This window comes from Microcoleus sp. K1-B1 (genome assembly GCF_036704705.1).
Classification (GTDB): Bacteria; Cyanobacteriota; Cyanobacteriia; order Cyanobacteriales; family Microcoleaceae; genus Microcoleus.
In genome coordinates this window covers 12,541-35,045 of the sequence record NZ_JAUBSH010000073.1, presented here as the reverse complement: position 1 = coordinate 35,045, position 22,505 = coordinate 12,541, and the positions used below count along the sequence as shown (strand labels likewise).

Here is a 22,505-nt window from a genome sequence, read left to right as displayed (position 1 = left end):
TTGTTCGTAATTCATCTTATTAATCTAATTTTTTATTTTATTTTACCTAGAACGAGCGCACTTTCGCAAGAGGTCTATTTTATTATTTCATTGCAGGCGACGCGCCCTACGACTACGACTAAAATGCTGATCGCTGTGGAGTAAATCTAAAATCTAAAATCTAAAACCGAAAATCGACTGACGGCAAGAACGATCGCACGTTTTTAGAACACCCAATCAACTTTCTGCCCTACATCCGCTGCAGGCATCGTGGGTTCCTTCTAACTCGGTGGGTCGTTTCTGCACTCTTATGCGCTGCATAAATCAATCAAATTTTTAAATGCTGTTAATATATCGCCGACAGTTCGTTGACAATCTTGACTCTTCCCTTGATCACAGAACGCAGCAGGCGGTTGATTGAATGTCTGTATTCCTCGTCGAGAGAGTCGTCCAAAACAGCCGCCATCAAACCGTAGCGATCGGCTAAAGTCAAACAACCCGTCTCCGTAACAGAAGCAAGCATTTCGGAAATAGCGCCGGGGAGAAGTTGAACTAAAAACATGAGACGTTCCTTAAATTCGATGCTTATATCATCTCTCGTTCTCCGAAAATTAATAGTGACGCTGGCGTAGCACACAATGTGATGTTTTGAGGCAAACTATGTGACAGCGACCGCTCTAATGTTGTGACGATCTCGTTTTAAGTCTGCGATCGCACTCACAACATTAATCTTAGATATTCCAATATCCCCCTCTCCCCTCCTAAATCTAAAGATTTAGAGAGATTTTTCGGTTTTGTGGGTCTCTTTACCCATTCCCCATGTATAAAACGCATCGGCATTATGCGAAATATTCATATAACTCAATATTTTGTAAAAATAGCTACGAATATTTACAATCGTGGGCTTTACATTAGCTCATAACAAAGGTGCATCGAAACGCAGCGATCGACCGAATCATCGGTAGCAACTATAACCATAAATAGTTTGGCGACGTTCGAGCCAGCCCCCAGTCAAGCTCAAGTTTACAGAAGACCAACCATGCTTAAAAGAAATTCCATCTAGTAACTAAATATACAGTTTTAAATCCATACAGTCACTAAGGTTAGCAGGAAACACACACTTTATGCTCCAAGTCAATACCTCCCCACACAAGCCAGCAGCGAGGGTAAACCGATGACCCAAACAGTAGAACCCAAAGCCCAAGCGAGCCTGAACAAGTTTGAAAAACTCAAAGCCGAAAAAGATGGCTTAGCATTAACAGCCGAACTCGACCACTTCGCCGCAATCGGCTGGGAAGCAATGGACGAAATCGATCGCGAGCACCGCCTCAAATGGCTCGGCATCTTCTTTCGGCCAGTAACTCCGGGCAAATTCATGATGCGGCTGCGCTTGCCCAACGGCATCATTACTAGCAATCAAACCAGAACCCTAGCAGAAATCGTCCAACGCTACGGCGACGACGGCAGCGCCGACATCACCACCAGACAAAACCTGCAATTGCGCGGAATTCGCATCGAAGACGTACCCGACATCTTCCGCCGCCTCAAAGAAGCGGGCATGACCAGCATCCAGTCTGGCATGGACAACGTGCGTAACATCACGGGTTCCCCAGTCGCCGGGCTCGACGCCGACGAACTGATTGATACGCGGGAACTGGCGAACCAAGTCCAAGACATGATTACGAACAGCGGCGAAGGCAACCCCGCGTTTTCAAATTTGCCGAGAAAGTTTAATATTGCGATCGCAGGCTGCCGCGACAACTCAGTCCACGCAGAAATCAACGACATCGCCTTCGTACCCGCTTACAAAGACGGCAACATCGGCTTTAACGTTTTAGTCGGCGGTTTCTTCTCCGCCAAACGCTGCGAAGCTGCAATTCCTCTCAACGCATGGGCAAGTCCCAGCGACGTTGTAGATTTGTGCAAAGCAATTTTAACTGTGTTTCGCGATCAAGGCCCAAGAGCAAACCGCCAAAAATCGCGGCTGATGTGGCTGATTGACGAACTCGGAATCGAACAATTCCGAGCCGAAGTCGAACAAGAATTAGGGCGCACTTTGCCCGCCGCCGCGCCCAAAGATGAAATCGTCTGGGACAAACGCGACCACATCGGCATCTACCCCCAAAAACAATCAGGGCTAAATTATGTAGGGCTGCACGTTCCAGTCGGACGCCTGCAGGCATCGGATTTGTTCGATTTGGCAAGAATTGCCGAGGTTTACGGCAGCGGCGAGCTCAGGCTCACTGTCGAAGAAAACGTGATTATTCCCAACGTTCCCGACTCGCGGATTGAATCGCTGGTCAAAGAACCGCTGTTGCAGCGTTTTTCCATCGAGCCCGCACCGCTGACACGAGCCTTGGTTTCCTGCACCGGCGCCAAGTTTTGCAACTTCGCCCTCATCGAAACCAAAAGCCGATCCGTGGCAATGATTGAGGAACTCGAAGCCGAACTTTCAGTACCCAAACCTGTCAGAATTCACTGGACGGGTTGCCCCAATTCCTGCGGTCAACCCCAAGTAGCAGACATTGGTTTGATGGGAACAAAAGTTCGCAAGAACGGCAAAACCCTCGAAGGTGTAGACATTTACATGGGAGGCACAGTTGGCAAAGACGCTCATTTGGGTGCTTGCGTCCAAAAAGGCATCCCTTGCGAAGACCTCAAACCGCTGCTGCATCAATTGTTAGTCGAGCAGTTTGGGGCAGTTCCCAAAGAGATTACAGGGGATGTAGCTTTGCTGAACCGGCAACTGCAATTGACGGTTGAGGAGGGCGAAACGGCAGTCTCGGCAGCCAAACCTCAGACATCTACTGTCATTTTCGCTCGATCGGGCAAAGAAGTTGCTTGCAGCGAAGATGAATTCATTCTCGATGTTGCCGAACGGGCCGGAGTCGAACTTGACAGCAATTGCCGGTCGGGAAGCTGTGGCACTTGCCAGCAGAAACTCCTAGAAGGCCAAACAGTCTACGACAGCAAACCAGACGCGGCGGCAGACTTAGAACCAGGGTTCATTTTAACTTGCAGCGCGCGGGCGATCGGCAAAGTGACGATCGACGCCTAATCTAATAATGTGAGATGCGATGCGAAGGTCGCGAATCAATCTCACATCTCACATTTCCACCATCTCCAAGTACAACAACAATTCAAGACAAATGAGCAACCTTTCTAGAAGAAAATTCATCATCACCGCTGGAGCAACAGCAGCCGGCACCCTCCTAGCCCACGGTTGCACTTCCAGTCCCACCACATCTAACGGAGGTGCCACGCCTGCAGCCGGCGGCGCTTCGCCCACCGCCGCCCCAGCAGTCAACATCAATCCCGCCGACGCCCCAGAAGTTACCGCAGCCAAACTCGGATTCATCGCCCTCACCGACGCAGCACCCTTAATCATCGCCCAAGAAAAAGGGTTATTTGCCAAGTACGGCATGAAAGACGTACAAGTTACCAAACAAGCATCTTGGCCAGTTACTCGTGACAACTTAGAACTCGGTTCCGACAAAGGCGGCATTGACGGGGCCCACATTTTATCCCCGATGCCTTACCACATGACATTAGGCACTATTACCAAAGGCAATCAGCCAGTGCCCATGTACATTCTCGCCCGGTTAAATACTAACGGTCAGGCAATTTCGCTCAGCAAAAAATACCTAGATTTAAAAGTAGGTACAGACAGCGCACCCCTGAAAGCAGCTTTTGGCAACCAAAACCTTCCTGTTGCTATGACTTTTCCCGGCGGCACCCACGATTTGTGGATACGCTACTGGCTAGCAGCCGGCGGTATTAATCCAGATACAGATGTTTCCGTGATTCCCATTCCGCCGCCCCAAATGGTAGCGAACATGAAATCTGGCAGCATGGAAGCCTTTTGCGTAGGCGAACCTTGGAATGCCCAGCTAGTTGCTCAAAAGGTAGGATACACCGCCTTGATAACTGGAGAAATGTGGAAAGATCATCCTGAAAAAGCTTTAGGTTTAAGAGGAGATTGGGTTGACAAAAACCCCAAAGCTGCAAAAGCGCTTACAATGGCCGTACTGGAAGCCCAGCAGTGGTGCGACAAGCCAGAAAATCACGATGAGATGTGCCAAATCATCTCTCAAGATAAGTGGTTAAAAGTTCCAGTAGCAGATATTATCGGTCGCTCTAAAGCTCAAATTGACTACGGTACCGGCCGCATTGAAGCTGCCAGCCCTGTGGCGATGAAATTCTGGGCTGATAATGCTTCTTATCCCTACAAGAGTCACGATGCTTGGTTCTTAGCTGAAAATATTCGCTGGGGTTATATCCCGGCAACTACCGACATCAAAGCCACGGTTGATAAAGTTAACCGCGAAGATATTTGGAAAGCAGCAGCGACAGCACTTGGCGTCCCCGCAGCCCAAATTCCTACTACCACTTCTCGCGGTGTCGAAACCTTCTTTGACGGCGTGAAGTTTGACCCTGAAAAACCAGAAGAATATTTGAAGAGTCTGGCAATCAAAAAAGCATAATTAGTTGGTTGACTGTTGACTGTTGACTGTTGACCAATTTTAAAATTGAGTGGGGTTGGGTTTCCTAACTCAACCCACCCCAGACACGGTGAACACTTCAAAGTATCTACAAATAATCGATTATTCACAATACTGAAAAAAGAAAAATGGCAACAAACCTCGCTGTTACTAAAAGCAAAAATCCAGTAAGTTTCGTTCTGGATCAGGTTCAAAAAAACCGCCGAAAAATCATCCGCCCGCTGGTAGCAATTACAGTTCTGCTGATAATCTGGCAAATCCTCTGCAACAGTCCAGACTCCAGCTTGCCGGGACCAATCAAAGCTGTCCAAGAAACCTGGAATCTGATTATCAATCCGTTCTTCGACAACGGCGGTACAGACAAAGGCTTGTTCTGGCAAATTTTTGCTAGCTTGCAGCGGGTGGCGATCGGCTTTACTTTGGCAGCAGTTCTCGGCATCAGTTTGGGAATCCTGATCGGCACAAACTCCTTAATGTTCGATGCTTTAGACCCGCTGTTTCAAGTATTCAGAACTATCCCGCCCCTGGCTTGGCTCCCGATCGCCCTGGCTGTATTTCAACAGTTCAATCCCTTTGAAGGCATGGGGATGAAAGCTAACGAAGTTTCGGCACTCTTCGTAATCTTAATTACAGCAATTTGGCCAATTTTAATTAACACCACAGTAGGCGTTCAACAAATACCCCAAGACTACAGAAACGTCGCCCGCGTATTGCGCCTCCCTAACCAAAAATACTTCTGGAAAATCCTGCTTCCCTCTTCTGTTCCTTACATCTTCACTGGCTTGAGAATTGGCATCGGTTTGTCTTGGCTGGCGATCGTAGCTGCGGAAATGTTAGTCGGCGGCGTCGGCATCGGCTTCTTCATCTGGGACGCTTACAACAGTTCTCGACTCAGTGCAGTGATTCTAGCAGTGCTTTACGTAGGAATCGTCGGTTTAATTTTAGACAGAATCGTTGGTTTCATCGCCTCCAAAGTTGTTCCCGAAGAACAGAAATAGAATTGGGGGCATAGGGCATGGGGAATGGGGCATGGGGAATGGGGCATAGGGAATGGGGCATGGGGCATGATTAAGAATTAAGGGTTAATCGCTAGTAGTTTCTACCCTGATTAGTTATTCAATAGTCTTTTTATGACTAACAATTCCAAATTACTAATCCCCAATGCCCAATGCCCAATGCCCAATGCCCAATGCCCAATGCCCAATGCCCAATGCCCAATTAATAATCAGCATCTAGAAATTACAAACTAACCTAAAATTACCATGTCAGTATTTGTTGAAGTAGACCACGTTGACCGCGTATTTAACTTGCCCAATGGAGAGCAATACATCGCTCTTAAAAATATCGAACTGAAAATTAAAAAGGGAGAATTCATCACCTTAATTGGGCACTCTGGCTGCGGCAAATCTACGCTGCTAAATATCATCGCCGGCCTCGACAAAGCAAGTCAGGGCGGGATTACTTTAGAAGGACGCGAAGTCCGCGATCCAGGCCCGGACAGAATGGTGGTGTTTCAAAATTACTCGCTGCTACCTTGGCTGACGGTGCGCGAAAATATTGCCCTAGCAGTAAATGAAATTTACAGCGGTAACTCTCAAGAAGATCGCGAGTTGGTGATCGAACACCACATTAAATTGGTCGGACTCGGACACGCGGCCGACAAACGCCCAGGCGAAATTTCTGGGGGGATGAAACAAAGAGTTGCGATCGCCCGCGCCCTAGCGATTCGCCCGAAATTGCTGCTGCTAGACGAACCCTTCGGAGCACTTGATGCTTTAACTCGCGGCGGTTTGCAAGACCAGTTGATGAAAATTTGCGAAGAAAGCAAAGTCACCAGCGTGATGGTAACTCACGACGTGGATGAGGCTTTATTACTGAGCGATCGCATTGTGATGCTCACCAACGGCCCGGAAGCCCAAATCGGGCAAATCCTCGAAGTGAACATTCCCCGCCCCCGCAAGCGCATGGAAGTTGTCAACCATCCGAGTTACTACGCACTGCGTAACGAAATGGTTTACTTCCTCAACCAGCAAAAGCGGGTCAAACAGCGCCGGGCCAAACAACAACCCGCTGTCATCGCCCGCAACGGTTTGGAAAAAATCAACCTGGACATCGGCTTTATTCCCCTCACCGACTGCGCCCCCTTAGTAGTAGCCAAAGAAAAAGGATTTTTCAAAGCCCACGGCTTGGAAGAAGTTACTCTCAGCCGCGAACCTGGTTGGAAAGCGATCGCCCAAGGAATTGCCGAAGGACGGCTGGACGCGGCGCAAATGGTCGCAGGAATGCCGATCGCCATGCTGTTGGGCCTGGACGGTCAAGCCCCTGTGCCCGTCTGTAGCGCCATGACGCTCTCTCGCAACGGCAATTCGATTATTTTCAACAAAGACCTTTACAGACAAGGCATTCGGACATTAGAGGATTTCAAAGCTGCGATCGCCAAGAGTCCCGATAAAGTTCACACCTTGGGCATGGTACACTCCGCCTCCATGCACAATCTGCTATTCCGCTACTGGCTGGCCGCCGGCGGCATCGACCCTGACCTCGACGTGGGCTTGACCGTGATTCCGCCCCCGCAGATGGTAGCGAATTTAAAAGCAGGCAACATTGACGGCTACTGCTCAGGCGACCCCTGGAACTCCCACGCAGTCAACAGTGGTACGGGTTTTGTTATAGCCCGTTCCCTCGATATTCTGCCCGGACACATCGAAAAAGTTCTCGGTGTTAGCGAAGATTGGGCTCAGAAATATCCTCAAACCCACCTCGCCCTCGTCAAAGCACTTTTGGAAGCCTGCGAATACTGCGACGACCGCCGCAACCGCGAAGAAGTCCTAGCATTGATTAGCCAAGAACAATACATCGGCGCCGATCCCAAAGATATCCGTCCAGGGTTCATCGATCCGTACAACTCCGGTACGGAGGCAGAACCAGAAATGCTCTACAATTTCAACCAGTTCTATGTTGACAAAACCAATTTTCCAGACCGCCTAGAAATGGTGTGGGTGATGGCGCAGATGGCTCGCTGGGGACTGATCCCGTTCCCGAAAAACTGGGTGGAAGTGGTCGATCGAGTTTTGCGGCCCGATGTTTTTGGTCAAGCCGTGCGCGAATTGGGTTTGCCGGATATCGCCAGAGATCGCCGGACGATCGAGCTATTTGACGGCACTGTGTTTAATCTCGACGACCCGATCCAGTATCTTCAGAATGTCAAAATCAAACGCGGCGTCCGCATTGAAGAAATTTTAATTGAACAAATAGGCAGTCAATGTTCCATCAAACTGCCAGCATAATCAGCAAATAGGAAGAGGGAATGAGGAGCAAGAAATCAGGAAACAAGACTCCACATTTTTCGCTTCCTAACTCCATAATTTCAAATTCTCAATCGAAAGTTGTCATGTCTAATTCCCCGATCCAAAATCCAAATCCTGAAAATATGCAAACTCTCAAAACCCCCCAAACAACCCAAATTCAAACGCCAAAGCAAGACTTTCTTACTATTAAAGACGTATCGAAAGTCTACGAAACTCCTAAAGGCCCTTACGTCGTTCTCGACGGTGTAAACCTGACTATTAATGAAGGCGAATTTATTTGTTTGATCGGTCACTCGGGCTGCGGCAAATCAACTTTGCTGAATATGATTGCGGGATTCAACGGGCCGACAAACGGAGAAGTAGCCCTGGAAGGTTCGCAGATTACTGAACCAGGCCCCGATCGCATGGTGGTATTTCAAAACTACTCGCTGCTACCGTGGCTGACTGCTACAGAAAATATTCACCTCGGCGTTGAAAATGTTTACCCGGAAAAGTCCGCTGACGAACACAATACGATCGTCAAGGAACACTTGGAATTAGTGGGGCTGACCGAAGCTTGTAACAAAAGACCGGGCCAATTGTCCGGGGGGATGAAACAGCGGGTGGCGATCGCCAGAGCTCTGGCAACTCGTCCCAAACTGTTGATTTTGGACGAACCTTTCGGAGCTCTAGACCCGATTACCAGAGAAGAGTTGCAGGAAGAATTGCTGAAAATTTGGCGGAAGGAAAAAATTACGGTCATTATGATTACTCACGATATTGATGAGGCTTTGTTTTTGGCCGATCGCATCGTGATGATGACCAACGGGCCAGCAGCTTCCATCGGCGAAGATATGCACGTTCCGTTCAGCCGTCCCCGCAACCGGGCGCGGATTATGGAAGACCCGAAATACTACGAACTGCGTAACTTTGCTTTAGAGTTCCTGTTTTCTCGCTACGCGCACCACGAAGAAGGTGAAGCAACGGACTCGGAGACAGAAGCCGTCGCGCTACCGATGCCATTACCTGCTAGCAAAAAGCCTGCGGTTGCTGACAGGCCGATCGCACCTGCACCTTTTGTGCATCATACTGCGGAACCCCCAGAAGCCTCGCCGATCAAACGCGGCATCCTGGCTGCCTCGTGGTTCGTAGCAATGTTTACTTTAGCTGCCGTCAATATGTCGGTTGTTTCCAGCCAGCTAAAGCAAGCGAAACTAGAAGAAACTGCACCGCAGGCACCGACTGCCGAGGCGATTGTGAGTTCTCCCCCCAGCCCGCAAATCGCAGCAAATTCGATCGCACCGAATGCTAGCCGAGCGCCCATTGCTGCTGCTGCAAGTCCTGCACCCATTGCTGCTGCTGCAAGTCCTGCGCCCATTGCTGCTGCTGCTAGTCCTGCACCCATCGCTGCTGCTAACAGCGCCACCGCACCCAATGCAGCCACCACTGCCACATCAGAGATTTCTGACCAAGCCGAACTCGATGCGATCGGAAAGCAGTTGTATGCACAAATCGACCAAAAGTGGAGAACAACTCCGACATTTACCGAAAGTTTGACTTATCGGGTCAAAGTAAAACAAAACGGCGATATCCTACAGTTCGATCCCACAAATAAAGCAGCTAAAGATTTCGTCAAAGAAACTCCTCTGCCGGTTTTGCAAACTCCTGCCGGTGCCGCTGCAGGCGCTGAAAAAACTGCTGAGTTCCAAGTAACTTTTAGCCCCAGCAACGGTGGCGTATTAGAAGTTAAAACACAGAAGTAGGCGACATAATACTCCCGCACTAAATCTCCGATTGGTATTAACAACTCGGTCAAAATTAGTACCGGCGCGCTATTTGATTCATGGAAAAATTCTTCCTCGCTCCCCTAGGTGGGGGTGACAAGATTTAGGGCTGGAGTACCTCTGTTTGAGAGAAATTTAGGAGCAGCGATCCACTGAGTAAAAACCCGATGGCTCGCGAGTTTTAGTAAGAGAGCGGTTAATTTTAAATCAGGGTATTGTCCGTTTCTGGAAAGCATTTTTGCGGTAATTTAGTAATTATTCACACGTTATTTGCAGGAGCCCTCAGTTCCGACTATAATAACAAATTACGAATTACCCATTAGCTTTCAAAAATTAGCATCTAAAATCACCAGATGGAAACTATAAAAACTCTTTGCCCATACTGCGGTGTAGGTTGCGGTCTAGAAGTTGTTCCCGACAAAAAACAAAGTTGGAAAGTGCGGGGCGATCGCAATCACCCATCGAGTCAGGGCATGGTTTGTATTAAGGGAGCAACCGTCGCAGAGTCCATTCGGAGCGATCGGCTACTGTATCCGATGATGCGAGATACTCTTGACCAACCGTTCCGCCGCGCTAGCTGGGACGAAGCTCTCGATGCAATTGTTAATCGCATCCAAACAATTCGCAGCACCAGCGGCCCCGATGCTTTGTGCGTTTATGGTTCGGGTCAATTCGCAACAGAAGATTATTATATTGCCCAGAAACTAATGAAAGGTTGTCTGGGTACTAATAATTTTGATGCTAATTCTCGCTTGTGTATGTCTTCAGCAGTCTCTGGATACGTTCAAAGCTTTGGCTCGGATGGGCCGCCTTGCTGTTATGACGATTTAGAATTAACAGATTGCGCTTTTATTATTGGCAGCAATACAGCGGAATGCCATCCGATCGTATTCAATCGATTAGCAAAATACCACAAAAAGCATCCCCATGTCAAAATGATTGTGGTAGATCCAAGGCGGACTCCGACTGCGGAAGCGGCGGATTTGCACTTAGCAATTAAACCGGGTACGGATATAGATTTGCTTAACGGAATTGCATATTTGCTGTTACGCAGGCAAGCAATAGATTCTGAGTTTATTGAAGAATGCACGGCGAATTTTTCAGCTTTTGCTGAAGTTATTAACAGCTACACGCCGGAGTTTGTAGCCTCGCGCTGTGGCATTACTGTCAGCGAGTTAGAAACGGCGGCCAACTACTGGGAACAGTCGCAGCGGGTTTTGTCGCTGTGGTCGATGGGAATGAATCAGTCGTCGGAAGGCACGGCAAAGGTGCGATCGCTGATTAATTTGCACTTGATGACCGGTCAAATCGGCAAACCGGGATGCGGCCCGTTTTCCCTCACCGGGCAGCCAAACGCGATGGGAGGGCGGGAAGCCGGAGGACTGTCTCACTTGCTCCCAGGCTACCGATTTGTGAAAAATGCTGAACACAGAACCCAAGTCGAGGAGTTTTGGGGAATCGCACCGGGAAGTATTTCCCCGAATCCAGGCCGCACAGCTTGGGATATGATTACCGGTTTGGAAACTGGCGAAGTTGAGTTGCTGTGGGTTGCAGCTACTAATCCGGTGGTGAGTATGCCGGATTTGGAACGTACTAAAGCCGCTTTGCTGCGATCGCCCTTTACTATTTATCAAGAAGCTTACTATCCCACTGAAACCTCGGCCTACGCTCACATCCTGCTGCCGGCAACGCAGTGGAGCGAAAAAACCGGAGTAATGACGAATTCCGAACGCCGCGTTACTTTTTGTCCCGGTTTCGACACTCCCTCCGGGGAAGCCCGCGACGACTGGAGCATTTTCGCTGAAGTCGGCCGCCGGTTGGGTTTTGCCCAACACTTTGCTTTCGAGAACAGTGCGGAGGTTTTTAAAGAGTACGCGCAGTTGACGCGGGGTCAGCCTTGCGACATGACCGGTCTCAGCCACGAATACATCCGCCAACAAGGGCCGCAGCAGTGGCCTTGCCGGGAAAACGAGCCTGTGCATCCAGCGAACGAAGCGAAACGGCTGTATACTGACAGGCGTTTTCACACTCCTGACGCGCGGGCAAGATTTTCGGCCTATCACTCGCGGGGACTGGCAGAACCTCCCGATCCTAATTATCCGTTTGTGTTGACGACAGGGAGACTTTACGGACACTGGCACACCATGACGCGGACGGGTAGAACAGAGAAAATTAATCAATTGCACCCCGATCCGTTTTTGGAAATTCACCCCCGCGATGCTGCCACATTGCAGATTAAGGAGGGGGATTTGCTGGAAGTTCGATCGCGCCGCGGCAAGGCGCAGTTTCCAGCAAAAGTCACAAAGGCGATCGCCCCAGGTACGCTATTTGTACCAATGCACTGGGGTTCTCTGTGGGCCGAAGGTGCTGAAGCCAATGCCATGACTCATTCTGCAAGCTGTCCAGATTCCAAACAGCCCGAGTTAAAAGCTTGCGCGGTGCAGTTGGTGCTGGTTGGGGCAGAAACTGCGGCAGAAGTTGTCGCAGAAGTTACCGCAGAAGTTGGGGAATTTAATTGGCCAAAATCCCCCCTCGCCGTCACTTCTTGAGCTGCCGTCGAACTACGGGATGTTACAAATCACCGAAGAACGAGCGGGAAGCCGCGGGCGATCGACATGGGGAGGAACGTGGTTGACTTTGGGCGAGTGCGAGCGTCAATCGCGCTCAGTCGAACTATTGGAGATTTACTCCACACATGAATCTGGGTTCTTGAACAAGAGTCTAAAATTTTGCACTCTTCCCGACAGGAGTCCGGGGCTTGTATCCGTTTTTTGGGCTAACAACCTCTCTCGATCAAGCAATTTTGAACCCGGACATACCCTACACCTAAATCTTAAATCTCAAATCCCAAATCTAAAACCTAAAATCGTTATGCCCTTACGCAGCCTAAAAACGGCGTTTCCCCGGCAGAGCCCGGGAATAAGGAAAATTAAATTTATGTAAATTTATGTATTCTGAGTTCTTCCTTCTTGATTGGGGGTTTTTCCTGGGGGAGAATGTCTTCTGGCGAATGCCTTCTGCCTTCTTTTTAATTAATCGAGTCAGACAATTGCAGTTTGCACCTGTAGGTGCTATGATGTTTTTACAAGGCTTTATTTTCGGCAGTGCAGTTCGTTCGATCGGCGTTCCTCCGGATTTAAATCTCTACACCCTCTGATTCTGGAGAATGTTCAATGTCAATCTATGTCGGCAATTTATCCTACGAAGTAACGCAGGAGCACCTCAACCAAACTTTTGGAGAGTACGGTACAGTAAAGCGCGTTCAGTTGCCTGCTGACCGGGAAACAGGTCGGATGCGGGGTTTCGCTTTTGTAGAAATGTCTACAGAAGCCGAAGAAGCCGCAGCCATTGAGGCTCTTGACGGTGCTGAGTGGATGGGTCGCGACCTCAAAGTCAACAAAGCAAAACCCCGTGAAGAACGTGGTGGTAATGCTGGTGGTGGTAACTGGGGCAATAACGATCGCGGTGGCAATTCTCGTCGCTACTAAACCACGCGAGCTAAATTTTTAGCTATCTTCTATAGCGCGTCGGAGCAAGCTGGGAGTCAACCATCATTTTCTGTTGAGAATAGATAGTTAGTTCAGTGGTCGTACCGCGCATTAAAATCCTCAAAATATTGCTAGACAATAGTTTGAGGATTTTTTATGGCAAAAATTATTAATCAGGAGTTCGATCGTGTGCGATCGATTCCTAGCTGACACGAAAAAGTATAAAATATAACAGGCAGAGAGAGTCGCCTTCCCCAGTGCGCGGGTGACCCCGTAAAACCAGGCAATCAGAGAGTTTTGCGCTTGCAAAGCGTACCGAAAAATGACAGAATCATCAAGAATGATGACTAAATCACTGGTATGCTGAAAAAAATATTTAGGCAAATTGCCAAGTTAAGCAATGATGAAAATTTTCTGCATTTTACAGAAAGTGTAGAAGTAATAATATCGAAAGTTTTATCACTGGCGATGATTTTGGTAATTATCGTCAGCGTTGCCGATTTGGTGATTTTTTTAGCAAAAGAATTGGTAAACCACACTGATAGTTTCTTAAAAGACACGTTGTTTGTGATATTTGGGTTATTTTTAAATGTTTTAATTGCATTGGAAATATTGGAAAATATTACAGCTTATCTGAAAAAGCACGTAATTCAAGTAGAGCTAGTTATTGTAACTTCTTTGATAGCAGTATCGAGAAAAATCATCATTCTTGACCTGGAAAAAAAAACGGCAGCCGACTTGATTGGTTTGGCGACTGCAATTTTCGCGCTTTCCATCAGTTACTTGATAGTGCGGTACACAAATAGAGGAAATGATTAATATCGGGAATTGGGACTTGGGAATTTTTAATAACTAATATCATATCCGGTCGCTCGACCGGACATGATATTATTCCAATAAACCAGGAGGAGGCACAATTTCAATTCTGCCTTGTTCTAAGTCAACAACTGGCACAATCTCTTCCACAAAAGGAATCAATATTTTTGTTGATTTAGGCTCTTTAACGCGAATTTTCCGTGGTTTGCGTGTATTTCTGGGGTCAGCGTTTGCTTGGGGAGTTTCAGGCTGTTTTGGCTTTTCTAATTCTGCGGCGACAGTTTCCAGCGGCGTTAGATTCGTTTCTACTTCTAAAAGGTCGTTACCTGCGGGAATAATATCACTTACCTTGCCTAGGATTTCCCCGGTTAACTGGTTAAAAACTTCCATACCGATCAAATCTTGGACGTAAAACTCATCAGATTCGAGGTAAGGTCGATCGGTCTTTTCAACAAACAACTTACAGCCCCGCAGCGCCTCAGCACTATCGCGGTCTTCCACACCCTCTACCTCTACAGCATACAGTCCTTTGCCCGGAATGTAGCGACCGCCCAAAAACTCGATCGGTTCCGGTTCACTTTTGTTAGGGCGCAAAATCCACCGCTTCCCCGGTTCGATAAACCTTTCCGGGAAATCAGAATCGGGATAGACTCGCACTTCCCCGTCCAAACCTTGAGCTGCTACAATTTTACCGATTTCTATCCACTCAGACATAAACTTTTTGGGAATTGGGAATTGGGCATCGGGCATCGGGCATCGGGCATCGGGCATCGGGCATCGGGCATCGGGCATTGGGCCTTTATAGCATTGGTAGCAAACAACAAATAACCAATAACTACTGACTACTGACTTCTTTACACCAATCCAGTTCTCAGCGCTACAACTGCGGCTTGCACGCGGTCATCCACTGCCAACTTATTCATAATACCGCGAACGTGAGTTTTAATAGTATTTGGACTCAAGTAAAGCGCTGCTGCAATTTCGGGATTGCTGTTACCTTCCACCATTAATTTTAACACCTCCAATTCCCGCTGCGACAACTGACCAAAAGTAGTTGTAGAGGCAGGTATCGGGGGTTTGAGGTGTTCGATGACAGTCCGGGCAATTTGAGGGTCAAGATATGTAGCCCCCTCTGCTGCGGCTGCAATCGCTGCTAACAGCCTGTCTACAGAAGCACCTTTAATACAATAAGCATCAGCACCGCTAGAAAGGGCAGCAATAATTTCAGTTTCTGCCGTGTGAGAAGTTAACATTACTACTCGAACTTCTGGCAATTGCGCTTTAATTTGCTGCGTCGCTGCTATGCCGTCGAGCCGTGGCAAACCGATATCCATTACAATAATATCAGGTTTGAGTTTCAGTGCGGCTGCTACGCCTAAATAGCCATCTTCTGCTTGTCCTACTATTTCTATTTCTGGGGAATCGGCTAAAACTTGCTCTAATCCCAGTTGCATCATCGGATCGTCTTCAACAATTAAAATTTTCATAATACGAAGGAAGAAGGAAGAAGGAAGAAGGAAGAAGGAAGATTACTTAGTGGTTAATATTTTACAGGAAATTATACCGAACCAATAACACATAACCAATAACAACTAACTACTGACTAACTTTTAAAACCTCCACGAATTCGCCTGGTAAAATCCCGGTTTCCACTGGTGGCAAAACAGCTAAACCACTCGTATTGGCGAGGTTAATTAAATTCGCTGAATTTTGGCTGCCGCTAGCAGGTTCAAATTCCCACACTCCCGCAACTAAATGTAGTTTACCCCAAACATAAGTTTCGCGCCGACCTGGCGATCGCAATTCAGCATTACACCTAGCTTTGAAAAACTCCGGCCCCCAAGCATCCGGGGCAAGCCCAGACATCTTTTTCAAAGCAGGCACAACAAAGCGCCAACAGCAGACTAAAGCCGAAACCGGATTTCCTGGCAAACCAAAATAGAGACAATCCGAACTCAAACTCGGAGAATCATCATTTTTTTCACCTCGTTTAAACTCAGCAACCGTTAAAGGTTTCCCCGGCTTAATTGCCACAGAACTAATGTGAACTTTTCCTCCCAAAGCTGCCAAAATTTTCTCGACATAATCGTAGTCTCCTACCGAGACGCCGCCCGTAGAAAGCACCACATCCGCCGTAGCAACAGCCCCGGATATCGCCTTGTTTAACGCCTCTTCATTATCAGGAACAATTCCCAATCGAATCGGTTCAAATCCCATTTGTGCCAACAAAACTGTCAAAGCATACTGATTCGAGTCTACCAGTTTCCCCGGTGCCAAAGGTTCGTCAGGCGATACCAATTCGTCACCAGTAGAAAAAATTGCCACCCGCAGCCGCCGATAAACGGGAACTTGAATGCACTGGGCAGTTGCTAACACCGCCATTTCTGGGGCGTTGATAACTGTACCGGGAGTTAGCAAAGTTGTTCCTGCTTGATAAAAAGCGCCTTTGTGCCTGACAAATGCTTGCGGTTTTTCAGGAGAAACTAAGATAAAAATACGATCGCCATCACGCCTTGTTTCTTCCTGCATTACCACCGTATCAGCACCCGCAGGCATCACCCCACCCGTAAAAATTCGCGCCGCTTGCCCCGATTGAACAGTATTTTGAGGCTGATATCCGGCTGGAATCTCTTCAACTACTTCTAGTACCGCTGGTTTTTCGGCGCTACAGTTTTCCACATCAGCAAACCGCACCGCGTACCCATCCATTGCTGAATTATCCCAATAAGGAAAATCCAGGGAACCAGTGACGGGTGCAGCTAAAATGCGCCCCGATGCTGCCAGCAAGTCTACAGTTTCTACATCCCGCTGACTGTCGAGGGGTTGCGCCAAATTTAGAACGATCGATTCCGCTTCTTTCACTGACAGCATGACTGTCTCCTTGTTTTGATAACACTCATGATTAAGTTTAGCAAAATATCCAGAGATATTGGTGATATAATTTTTTTGTATTTGGGCAGTAAACCTAATTTTTGGTGTTAATTGCTTATGACTCTTTCTCGCTTTGTTGTTCGCCTCAATTTTTTTTCCTTATTATTGGTGGCTATCCTGATAGTTTTTACTAACCTTTTCGGGTTAAAAATCAGCGATTTATTCTTGCCGCCTTATTCTTATCCCCATCCCAATGTCGCCTTGTTAACTCGGACTTTCCAAATTTTATGTTCTGTACCCGTAATTGTTTGTACTTTCACCTATAAATTAGCTCAAAGTATTCAACCGCGCACTTCAGAAAATCGATTTATTCTGTTTTCGGCTTTGTTAATCGGTGGATTTTTACTAAATGAAATTTACAGAATTCATATATATATGGTTGCAGGGGGAATTCCTAAGCTAGGAGTAAGTCTTTTATACGCCCTTGTTTTGTCATCCTACGGATGGTTTTTTAGGAGAGAACTACAGTTAACTCCCTACCAAATATTGTTAGCGGGTGTAGGCTTGTTTTTTTTTGCGATTGGCGTGGATTCCCTGCATTTAACAAACCAAATATTTTCCACTTTACTAGAGGGAGTACCTAAATTATTTAGCGAAATAAACATTGCATTTTATTATTGGTATGTCTGTAAGTGTTTCCTCCAAAAAGCTTTTTATAAAACTATTGATAGCTAGTTATAAGTAGGTGATATAATGAGCAAAATTCCACAAAAAAATATCACTAAAATCCTCTTACCCGTCAATAATATTTACAGCATCTGCATCGATCGGCATTGAGCCGCCTTCATATACATTATCTCGCTTAAAAATCCCAACGCATCCTGATAAAATACCATGATAGCAGTTACCATTAACTTCAACTCGATCGCCCAAATAACCGACGATCAATTTTATAAACTGTGCCGCGAAAACCCCGATGTCAAATTTGAACGCAACGCCAAAGGAGAAATAATCGTCATGCCACCCACAGGAGGAGAAACAGGAAATTACAACTCAGAAATTAATGCTGATTTTGTGATTTGGAACCGGCAAACTAAACTAGGAATTTGTTTTGATTCTTCAACTTGCTTCAAACTGCCCAGCGGTGCCAACCGTTCTCCCGATGTCTCTTGGATTGAAAAATCAAGATGGGATGCACTAACTCCCGAACAAAAACAAAAATTTCCTCCCATTGCCCCGGATTTTGTCTTAGAGTTAATGTCGCCGACAGACAGCCTCAAAGATACTCAAGACAAAATGCAAGAATACATGAACAACCAAGTAAAACTAGGCTGGTTAATCAACCGCAAAACCCGGCGAGTCGAAATCTATCGCCAAGGACAAGAAATAGAAGTTTTGGAATGTCCAACAGAACTATCGGGAGAAGATGTTCTGCCCGGTTTCGTGCTAAACTTGAAAACACTGTGGCAATAATTAGACATCTTCCATCTATCAGTGTTTATTTGCGGTTAAAAAAAATCTAATGGAAACCAATACAGAAACTACTGCAACCACTGGCTTAACAGCCCAACAACACAAACAGAAAATGCAGCGGCGCCAAGAAGTGCAATCACAGCGAATCGCTAACTCGTCCAAAGAAAAAGGTTTAATTATAGTCAATACGGGTAACGGTAAAGGCAAAACCACGGCCGCTTTGGGAATGGTTGTACGATCGCTCGGTCACGGATACCGCGTCGCTATAGTACAATTTATCAAAGGAGCTTGGGAACCCGCAGAAAAAGCGGTTTTTCAACTCTGGGAAAAACAGCTAGAATTCCACGCAATGGGAGAAGGCTTTACCTGGGACACGCAAGACCGCGATCGAGATATCGAAACAGCTCAAAAAGCCTGGGAAAAATCCCTAACCTTTATCTGCAATCCCGAATTTAAATTAGTTCTTCTAGATGAAGTCAATATAGCATTAAAACTAGGTTATTTGCAAGTCGAGCAAGTGCTTTCCGGCTTAGACCAAAAACCAGAAGAAACCCACATTATTTTAACTGGCAGAGGCGCCCCGCCAGCGCTAATCGAACGGGCAGACTTGGTGACAGAAATGACTTTAGTTAAGCATCCATTCCGAGAACAAGGGATTAAAGCTCAAGCAGGTATTGAGTATTAATGTTGTTGGTTTTCAAGAGTTTAGTCCTAATTACCTAAAAGCTGAATGGAAGTGGACTGAAGCCCTGACTACAAACCGTATTTATGTTGTTTATAGTCACGACTTTTTACCCAATCAAAAATCTAAAATCGATCTATGCTGGCAACGTTAAAGTAAAAGTTGACCCCTTGCCAAACTCGCTATTCACAGTAATTTCTCCCCCCAGCATCTGAGAGTATTTCTGCGCTATTGCCAAACCCAAACCCGTACCTCCGTACTTGCGGGTAGTCGAAGCATCAGCTTGCGTAAAAGGTTGAAATAACTTTTGTAGCTGTTCAGGAGTAATCCCAATCCCCGTATCCGTACACTTAATAATTAACTGTTCCGAATCCCTAATATTATCGTCATTTTTAATTCTTTCAACGCTGAGTGTAACTGTTCCTTTATGAGTAAACTTAGCTGCATTGCTGAGCAAATTAAACAAAATTTGAGTAAACTTAATTTGATCGGAATACAATTCGCCTATATTATTAGGACACTCCACATTCAGGCGATTAGTGTTTCGCAAAAATAGCGGTTCAACAGTTCTCGCTACATCTTGAACTGCCTGGGACACGTCAAAAGTTTCTAATTCCAGTTCCGCGTGACCGGCTTCAATCTTCGACAAGTCGAGAATATCATTAATTAAGGAAAGTAAAAGCTGGCCTGAATGGTGAATTCTCTCCAAATCCGACACAAAAGTTTCTTCGCCCAAATCTAAAGCCTCTTCTTGCAGAATCTCGCTGTAACCGATAATCGCATTCAGAGGAGTTCGCAGTTCGTGGCTCATGTTAGCCAAAAACTGACTTTTAGCCAAACTAGCTGCTTCTGCGGCTTCCTTTGCCTTGTAGAGTTCTGCCTCGGCTTGCAAGCGGTCGGTCACGTCGTGAGCCAGCACTAATTCAGCATTTCTGCTATCAAATACCAGAGCATAAGAAGTAATTTCTACATCAATAATTGTTCCGTCTTTTTTCTGGTGCTGCCACACACCTGCAAACTCAATACCTGCATCTACTGGGGAGATATTTGCTAGCAATTTCGGCAGCTCTTGGGGGGGACGAATGTCCGCAACGGTCATGTTGAGAAATTCGTCGCGAGTGTAGCCGTAGTGTTGGATAGCAGCCTGATTGACGGCTATAAATTCTAGAGTTTCTAAATCGTAAACCCACATCGGATGGGGGTTATTTTTAAACAAAAGTCTGTAGCGTTCTTCCGAGGCTCGTAGTTCGGCTTCGGCTTGCTTGCGCTCAGTAATGTCGCGGACAACCGTGCAAATAATCTCGCGGCCACCGTAGGAAATCACGCTCCCGCTCACTTCTACATCCACGCAGGAACCGTCTCGGCGGCGGTAGAGAACTTCGCCAATTCTGAATTGTTTGTCCGTCAGCAGTAACTCGATATTGTTGTCAATTAGGTCTTTAGAGTAAGCGATGATATCGTAAATAGTTAGTTGCGAAACCGCATCAAGATTGTAATCGAGCAGGTCTCTAAACGCTGTATTGGCTTCCAAAAGGCGTTTGGTTTGAGCGTCCCATAGGAAAATACAATCTGTAGCTTGCTCGACTACGGCTCGGTAGCGGGCTTTTTCCTCAAGTTGTTCGCTTTCGGCTTGGGCGATCGCACTCAACATTCCGTTGATAGTATGGGCAAGGTCGGACAACTCATCTTCGCCCGTCACCGGTAGTCGCACCGAGAGGTCTTGGCTGCTACTGACGCGCTTCACTGCTTTCGCCAAACCGCTCAACCGAGACAGCACCAGACGCTCTAGCAGTAGCAGAGTGCAGCCGACCAACCCAACTCCCGCTAACGCTACAGACCCCAGCAGGTACAGCAAACTAATTTGACCTTGCCGATATATTTCTCTGGGAATCTCCACCCGCAATAGCAGCGCAGGTTGGTTGTAAATATCGCGGATCAGGGCGTAACCCGCGATCGACTCTTCGCTTAATGGACGCACCAAAATAGGTTTTTTTTCCGACAGTTTCTCCCGCGCTTGCTGAAAGTCTGCAGGCAACCTAGCCTCATTGACGCTGTGTACGATTAGCGGCAAGCGAGTAATTTTAGAAACCTTCGCAATACCTGCAGCATCCAAATTGCGCCCGAAGATCAGCGTACCTCGGATCGGGCCGGTACTTTTAGTCGTGAGAATAGGCCGGGAAGTAATTAGTATTGGCCCTGACGGTAGCTGCAGGATACCAGCGAGGCTGCTTTTGGCGTTGGGGTGCTGCAACAGCGGGTCGCTGAGAGAAATGCGCCGTTTTAATGCTTCTGGAACAGGCGTTAGTTTCAGCTTTTCGCTGTCTAAACCCGTACCGTAAACTATTTTGCCAGAAGTATTGACAAATATGGCTATATTAACTCTTATATTAGCGAGCCCTTCTGGAATTAAATTGGAGTCAATGAATTCTGAGTTGCGGTTTTGGATAAAATCGTAGGTGTCGTCCCAGGCAGACCAGTCGGCAAAGCGCGAGTTGAAGTCATCGGCGGTTTGCCCGAACACGCTGAGCACTCCCTTGACAACCTGTGTGGCTTCTTGTTCCTCTGCTTTGATCAGGCTGCCCAAGAGGATGCTTGAGGAGGCGACATACAGAATGCCAGTCAATCCAGCGATAGTAATGCCAATGATCGATAGTGTTTTCCGACGCAGTTTCATCTTGCCATGTGTGTGGTGTCCGTCCGAAGAAATTCTCAACTCAGGAGCAATTTTACTACTGTTTCCTGAACCCTGACCGAAAGCAATTTGGTCCGGGCGCCCCCGATGTATCAGTGGGGTTGCTTTCTTCAATTCTAAAATCTAAAATCTAAAATCTAAAATCTAAAATCTAAAATCGATTGACTGGTGGCGCAGCGCGTGTTTCCTACTTTTCCCACACCTGCTGTTTGTGAGATTCTTTGCAAATACCCAAGATGCGCCGATCGTTCTCGCTGATGGTAGAAATTGGGTAATATTGTTCCAGGTTTACCGAGTAGGGAGAGCGACTGCCGTCGTAAGTGTCCACTACTGTTAAATTTAACTGAGTTCGATCGCCCGTGCCGTAAAAACAGTAAAAAGCAGACCGAGGCAGGTAAAAAGCGCCGACTACCTTACTCTCCCGCATTTCAAATACAAAATATTCTTGTTTAATTTCCTCTGGCTGGCTCGATTGGCCGTAGAGGTAAATGCCATCTGCTAAACCTGTGCTAGCTGTATCTGGCCCAGGATTTGGCGGAGATTGCGAGCTAAAAACGTCCGATTTGATGTCCGAGTCGTGTGCTCGGCGTGCGGGAAATGCGATGCTCAAGTTACCGGGCGAGAGAGCAAGCACGATCGCGATCGCTTCTAAACTTCCTGTCAATATCAAATAAGTCAAAACCACTCCAGACCCCAAAATTTAAAATAGCTGGTTCCAAGCGCCTCTTGTACCAGTTTCACAAAGATTGTAGAGAAACCGGGTATTTGGCTTAATATTGGCTATAAACTTAAAGGAACGATCGCCCGCCCGGTTCCTGAAGTTAAATCTAAGATTAGTTTTGACAAATTTTGCCTCCGCCCCGATCGGGCGATCGACCCCTCAAATAATACCATTTTAGATTTTAAATTTTATATTAAATAATTGAATAAT

Annotated in this window: 18 protein-coding genes and 1 pseudogene; 13 read left to right on the top strand and 6 right to left on the bottom strand. The window is 47.0% G+C overall.

Annotation, left to right across the window (positions count from 1 at the left end; genetic code table 11):
* Positions 1-325: 325 nt before the first annotated feature.
* Positions 326-541 carry a hypothetical protein gene (locus QUA83_RS22395; RefSeq protein ID WP_333295916.1) on the bottom strand — a complete coding sequence of 72 codons (216 nt, stop codon included), beginning with the start codon at positions 539-541 and terminating at the stop codon, positions 326-328.
* A gap of 612 nt (positions 542-1,153) precedes the next feature.
* On the opposite strand from QUA83_RS22395, the pseudogene QUA83_RS22390 reads away from it, so the two are divergent.
* From QUA83_RS22390 to QUA83_RS22345, 10 genes and pseudogenes are all read left to right on the top strand, one after another.
* Positions 1,154-2,692: pseudogene (locus tag QUA83_RS22390) on the top strand (ferredoxin--nitrite reductase); the annotation flags it as partial.
* Between the two features lie 18 nt (positions 2,693-2,710).
* Positions 2,711-3,037 (top strand): 2Fe-2S iron-sulfur cluster-binding protein, encoded by a 327-nt coding sequence (locus tag QUA83_RS22385; RefSeq protein ID WP_333206576.1) that lies wholly within the window; start codon positions 2,711-2,713, stop codon positions 3,035-3,037.
* Between the two features lie 91 nt (positions 3,038-3,128).
* Entirely contained in the window at positions 3,129-4,463 is a 1,335-nt protein-coding gene (locus tag QUA83_RS22380; protein ID WP_333295915.1) for a CmpA/NrtA family ABC transporter substrate-binding protein, read from the top strand.
* A gap of 146 nt (positions 4,464-4,609) precedes the next feature.
* The gene (ntrB, locus tag QUA83_RS22375) at positions 4,610-5,479 is read left to right on the top strand and encodes a nitrate ABC transporter permease (RefSeq protein ID WP_333295913.1); all 870 of its coding nucleotides are present in this window, start codon (positions 4,610-4,612) and stop codon (positions 5,477-5,479) included.
* 264 nt (positions 5,480-5,743) lie between these two features.
* Complete coding sequence (locus tag QUA83_RS22370) at positions 5,744-7,768, top strand: nitrate ABC transporter ATP-binding protein (RefSeq protein ID WP_333295910.1); 2,025 nt, start codon at positions 5,744-5,746, stop codon at positions 7,766-7,768.
* 104 nt (positions 7,769-7,872) lie between these two features.
* On the top strand, positions 7,873-9,531 hold the full coding sequence (locus QUA83_RS22365) for a nitrate ABC transporter ATP-binding protein (protein WP_333295909.1): 1,659 nt from the start codon (positions 7,873-7,875) through the stop codon (positions 9,529-9,531).
* Positions 9,532-9,905: 374 nt separating this feature from the next.
* Positions 9,906-12,101, top strand: a complete 2,196-nt coding sequence (locus QUA83_RS22360; protein ID WP_333295907.1) for a nitrate reductase — start codon at positions 9,906-9,908, stop codon at positions 12,099-12,101.
* Positions 12,102-12,562: 461 nt separating this feature from the next.
* On the top strand, positions 12,563-12,709 hold the full coding sequence (locus QUA83_RS22355; protein ID WP_333206564.1) for a hypothetical protein: 147 nt from the start codon (positions 12,563-12,565) through the stop codon (positions 12,707-12,709).
* Positions 12,710-12,725: 16 nt separating this feature from the next.
* On the top strand, positions 12,726-13,040 hold the full coding sequence (locus QUA83_RS22350) for an RNA-binding protein (protein WP_190662657.1): 315 nt from the start codon (positions 12,726-12,728) through the stop codon (positions 13,038-13,040).
* Positions 13,041-13,400: 360 nt separating this feature from the next.
* Positions 13,401-13,859 (top strand): phosphate-starvation-inducible PsiE family protein, encoded by a 459-nt coding sequence (locus tag QUA83_RS22345; RefSeq protein ID WP_333295904.1) that lies wholly within the window; start codon positions 13,401-13,403, stop codon positions 13,857-13,859.
* Between the two features lie 69 nt (positions 13,860-13,928).
* Here the strand turns inward: QUA83_RS22345 and rimM are convergent, their stop codons facing one another.
* From rimM to QUA83_RS22330, 3 genes are all read right to left on the bottom strand, one after another.
* Positions 13,929-14,570, bottom strand: coding sequence for a ribosome maturation factor RimM (rimM, locus tag QUA83_RS22340; protein ID WP_333295919.1), 642 nt, complete (start codon positions 14,568-14,570; stop codon positions 13,929-13,931).
* Positions 14,571-14,710: 140 nt separating this feature from the next.
* Positions 14,711-15,343: a response regulator gene (locus tag QUA83_RS22335; RefSeq protein ID WP_015179099.1), complete on the bottom strand. Its 633-nt coding sequence runs from the start codon at positions 15,341-15,343 to the stop codon at positions 14,711-14,713.
* A gap of 109 nt (positions 15,344-15,452) precedes the next feature.
* Positions 15,453-16,727 carry a molybdopterin-binding protein gene (locus tag QUA83_RS22330; protein WP_333295901.1) on the bottom strand — a complete coding sequence of 425 codons (1,275 nt, stop codon included), beginning with the start codon at positions 16,725-16,727 and terminating at the stop codon, positions 15,453-15,455.
* Between the two features lie 117 nt (positions 16,728-16,844).
* Here QUA83_RS22330 and QUA83_RS22325 point away from each other — a divergent pair, with 117 nt between their 5' ends.
* The 3 genes from QUA83_RS22325 to cobO all read left to right on the top strand — a co-directional run bounded on the left by QUA83_RS22325 (position 16,845) and on the right by cobO (position 18,885).
* On the top strand, positions 16,845-17,462 hold the full coding sequence (locus tag QUA83_RS22325) for a hypothetical protein (protein ID WP_333295899.1): 618 nt from the start codon (positions 16,845-16,847) through the stop codon (positions 17,460-17,462).
* 159 nt (positions 17,463-17,621) lie between these two features.
* On the top strand, positions 17,622-18,200 hold the full coding sequence (locus tag QUA83_RS22320; RefSeq protein WP_333295898.1) for a Uma2 family endonuclease: 579 nt from the start codon (positions 17,622-17,624) through the stop codon (positions 18,198-18,200).
* Positions 18,201-18,249: 49 nt separating this feature from the next.
* Positions 18,250-18,885 (top strand): cob(I)yrinic acid a,c-diamide adenosyltransferase, encoded by a 636-nt coding sequence (gene cobO / locus QUA83_RS22315; protein ID WP_333103560.1) that lies wholly within the window; start codon positions 18,250-18,252, stop codon positions 18,883-18,885.
* Between the two features lie 133 nt (positions 18,886-19,018).
* Here the strand turns inward: cobO and QUA83_RS22310 are convergent, their stop codons facing one another.
* Positions 19,019-21,556, bottom strand: a complete 2,538-nt coding sequence (locus QUA83_RS22310; RefSeq protein ID WP_333295896.1) for a CHASE4 domain-containing protein — start codon at positions 21,554-21,556, stop codon at positions 19,019-19,021.
* Positions 21,557-21,761: 205 nt separating this feature from the next.
* On the bottom strand, positions 21,762-22,259 hold the full coding sequence (locus QUA83_RS22305; RefSeq protein ID WP_333295895.1) for a hypothetical protein: 498 nt from the start codon (positions 22,257-22,259) through the stop codon (positions 21,762-21,764).
* Positions 22,260-22,505: the final 246 nt, after the last annotated feature.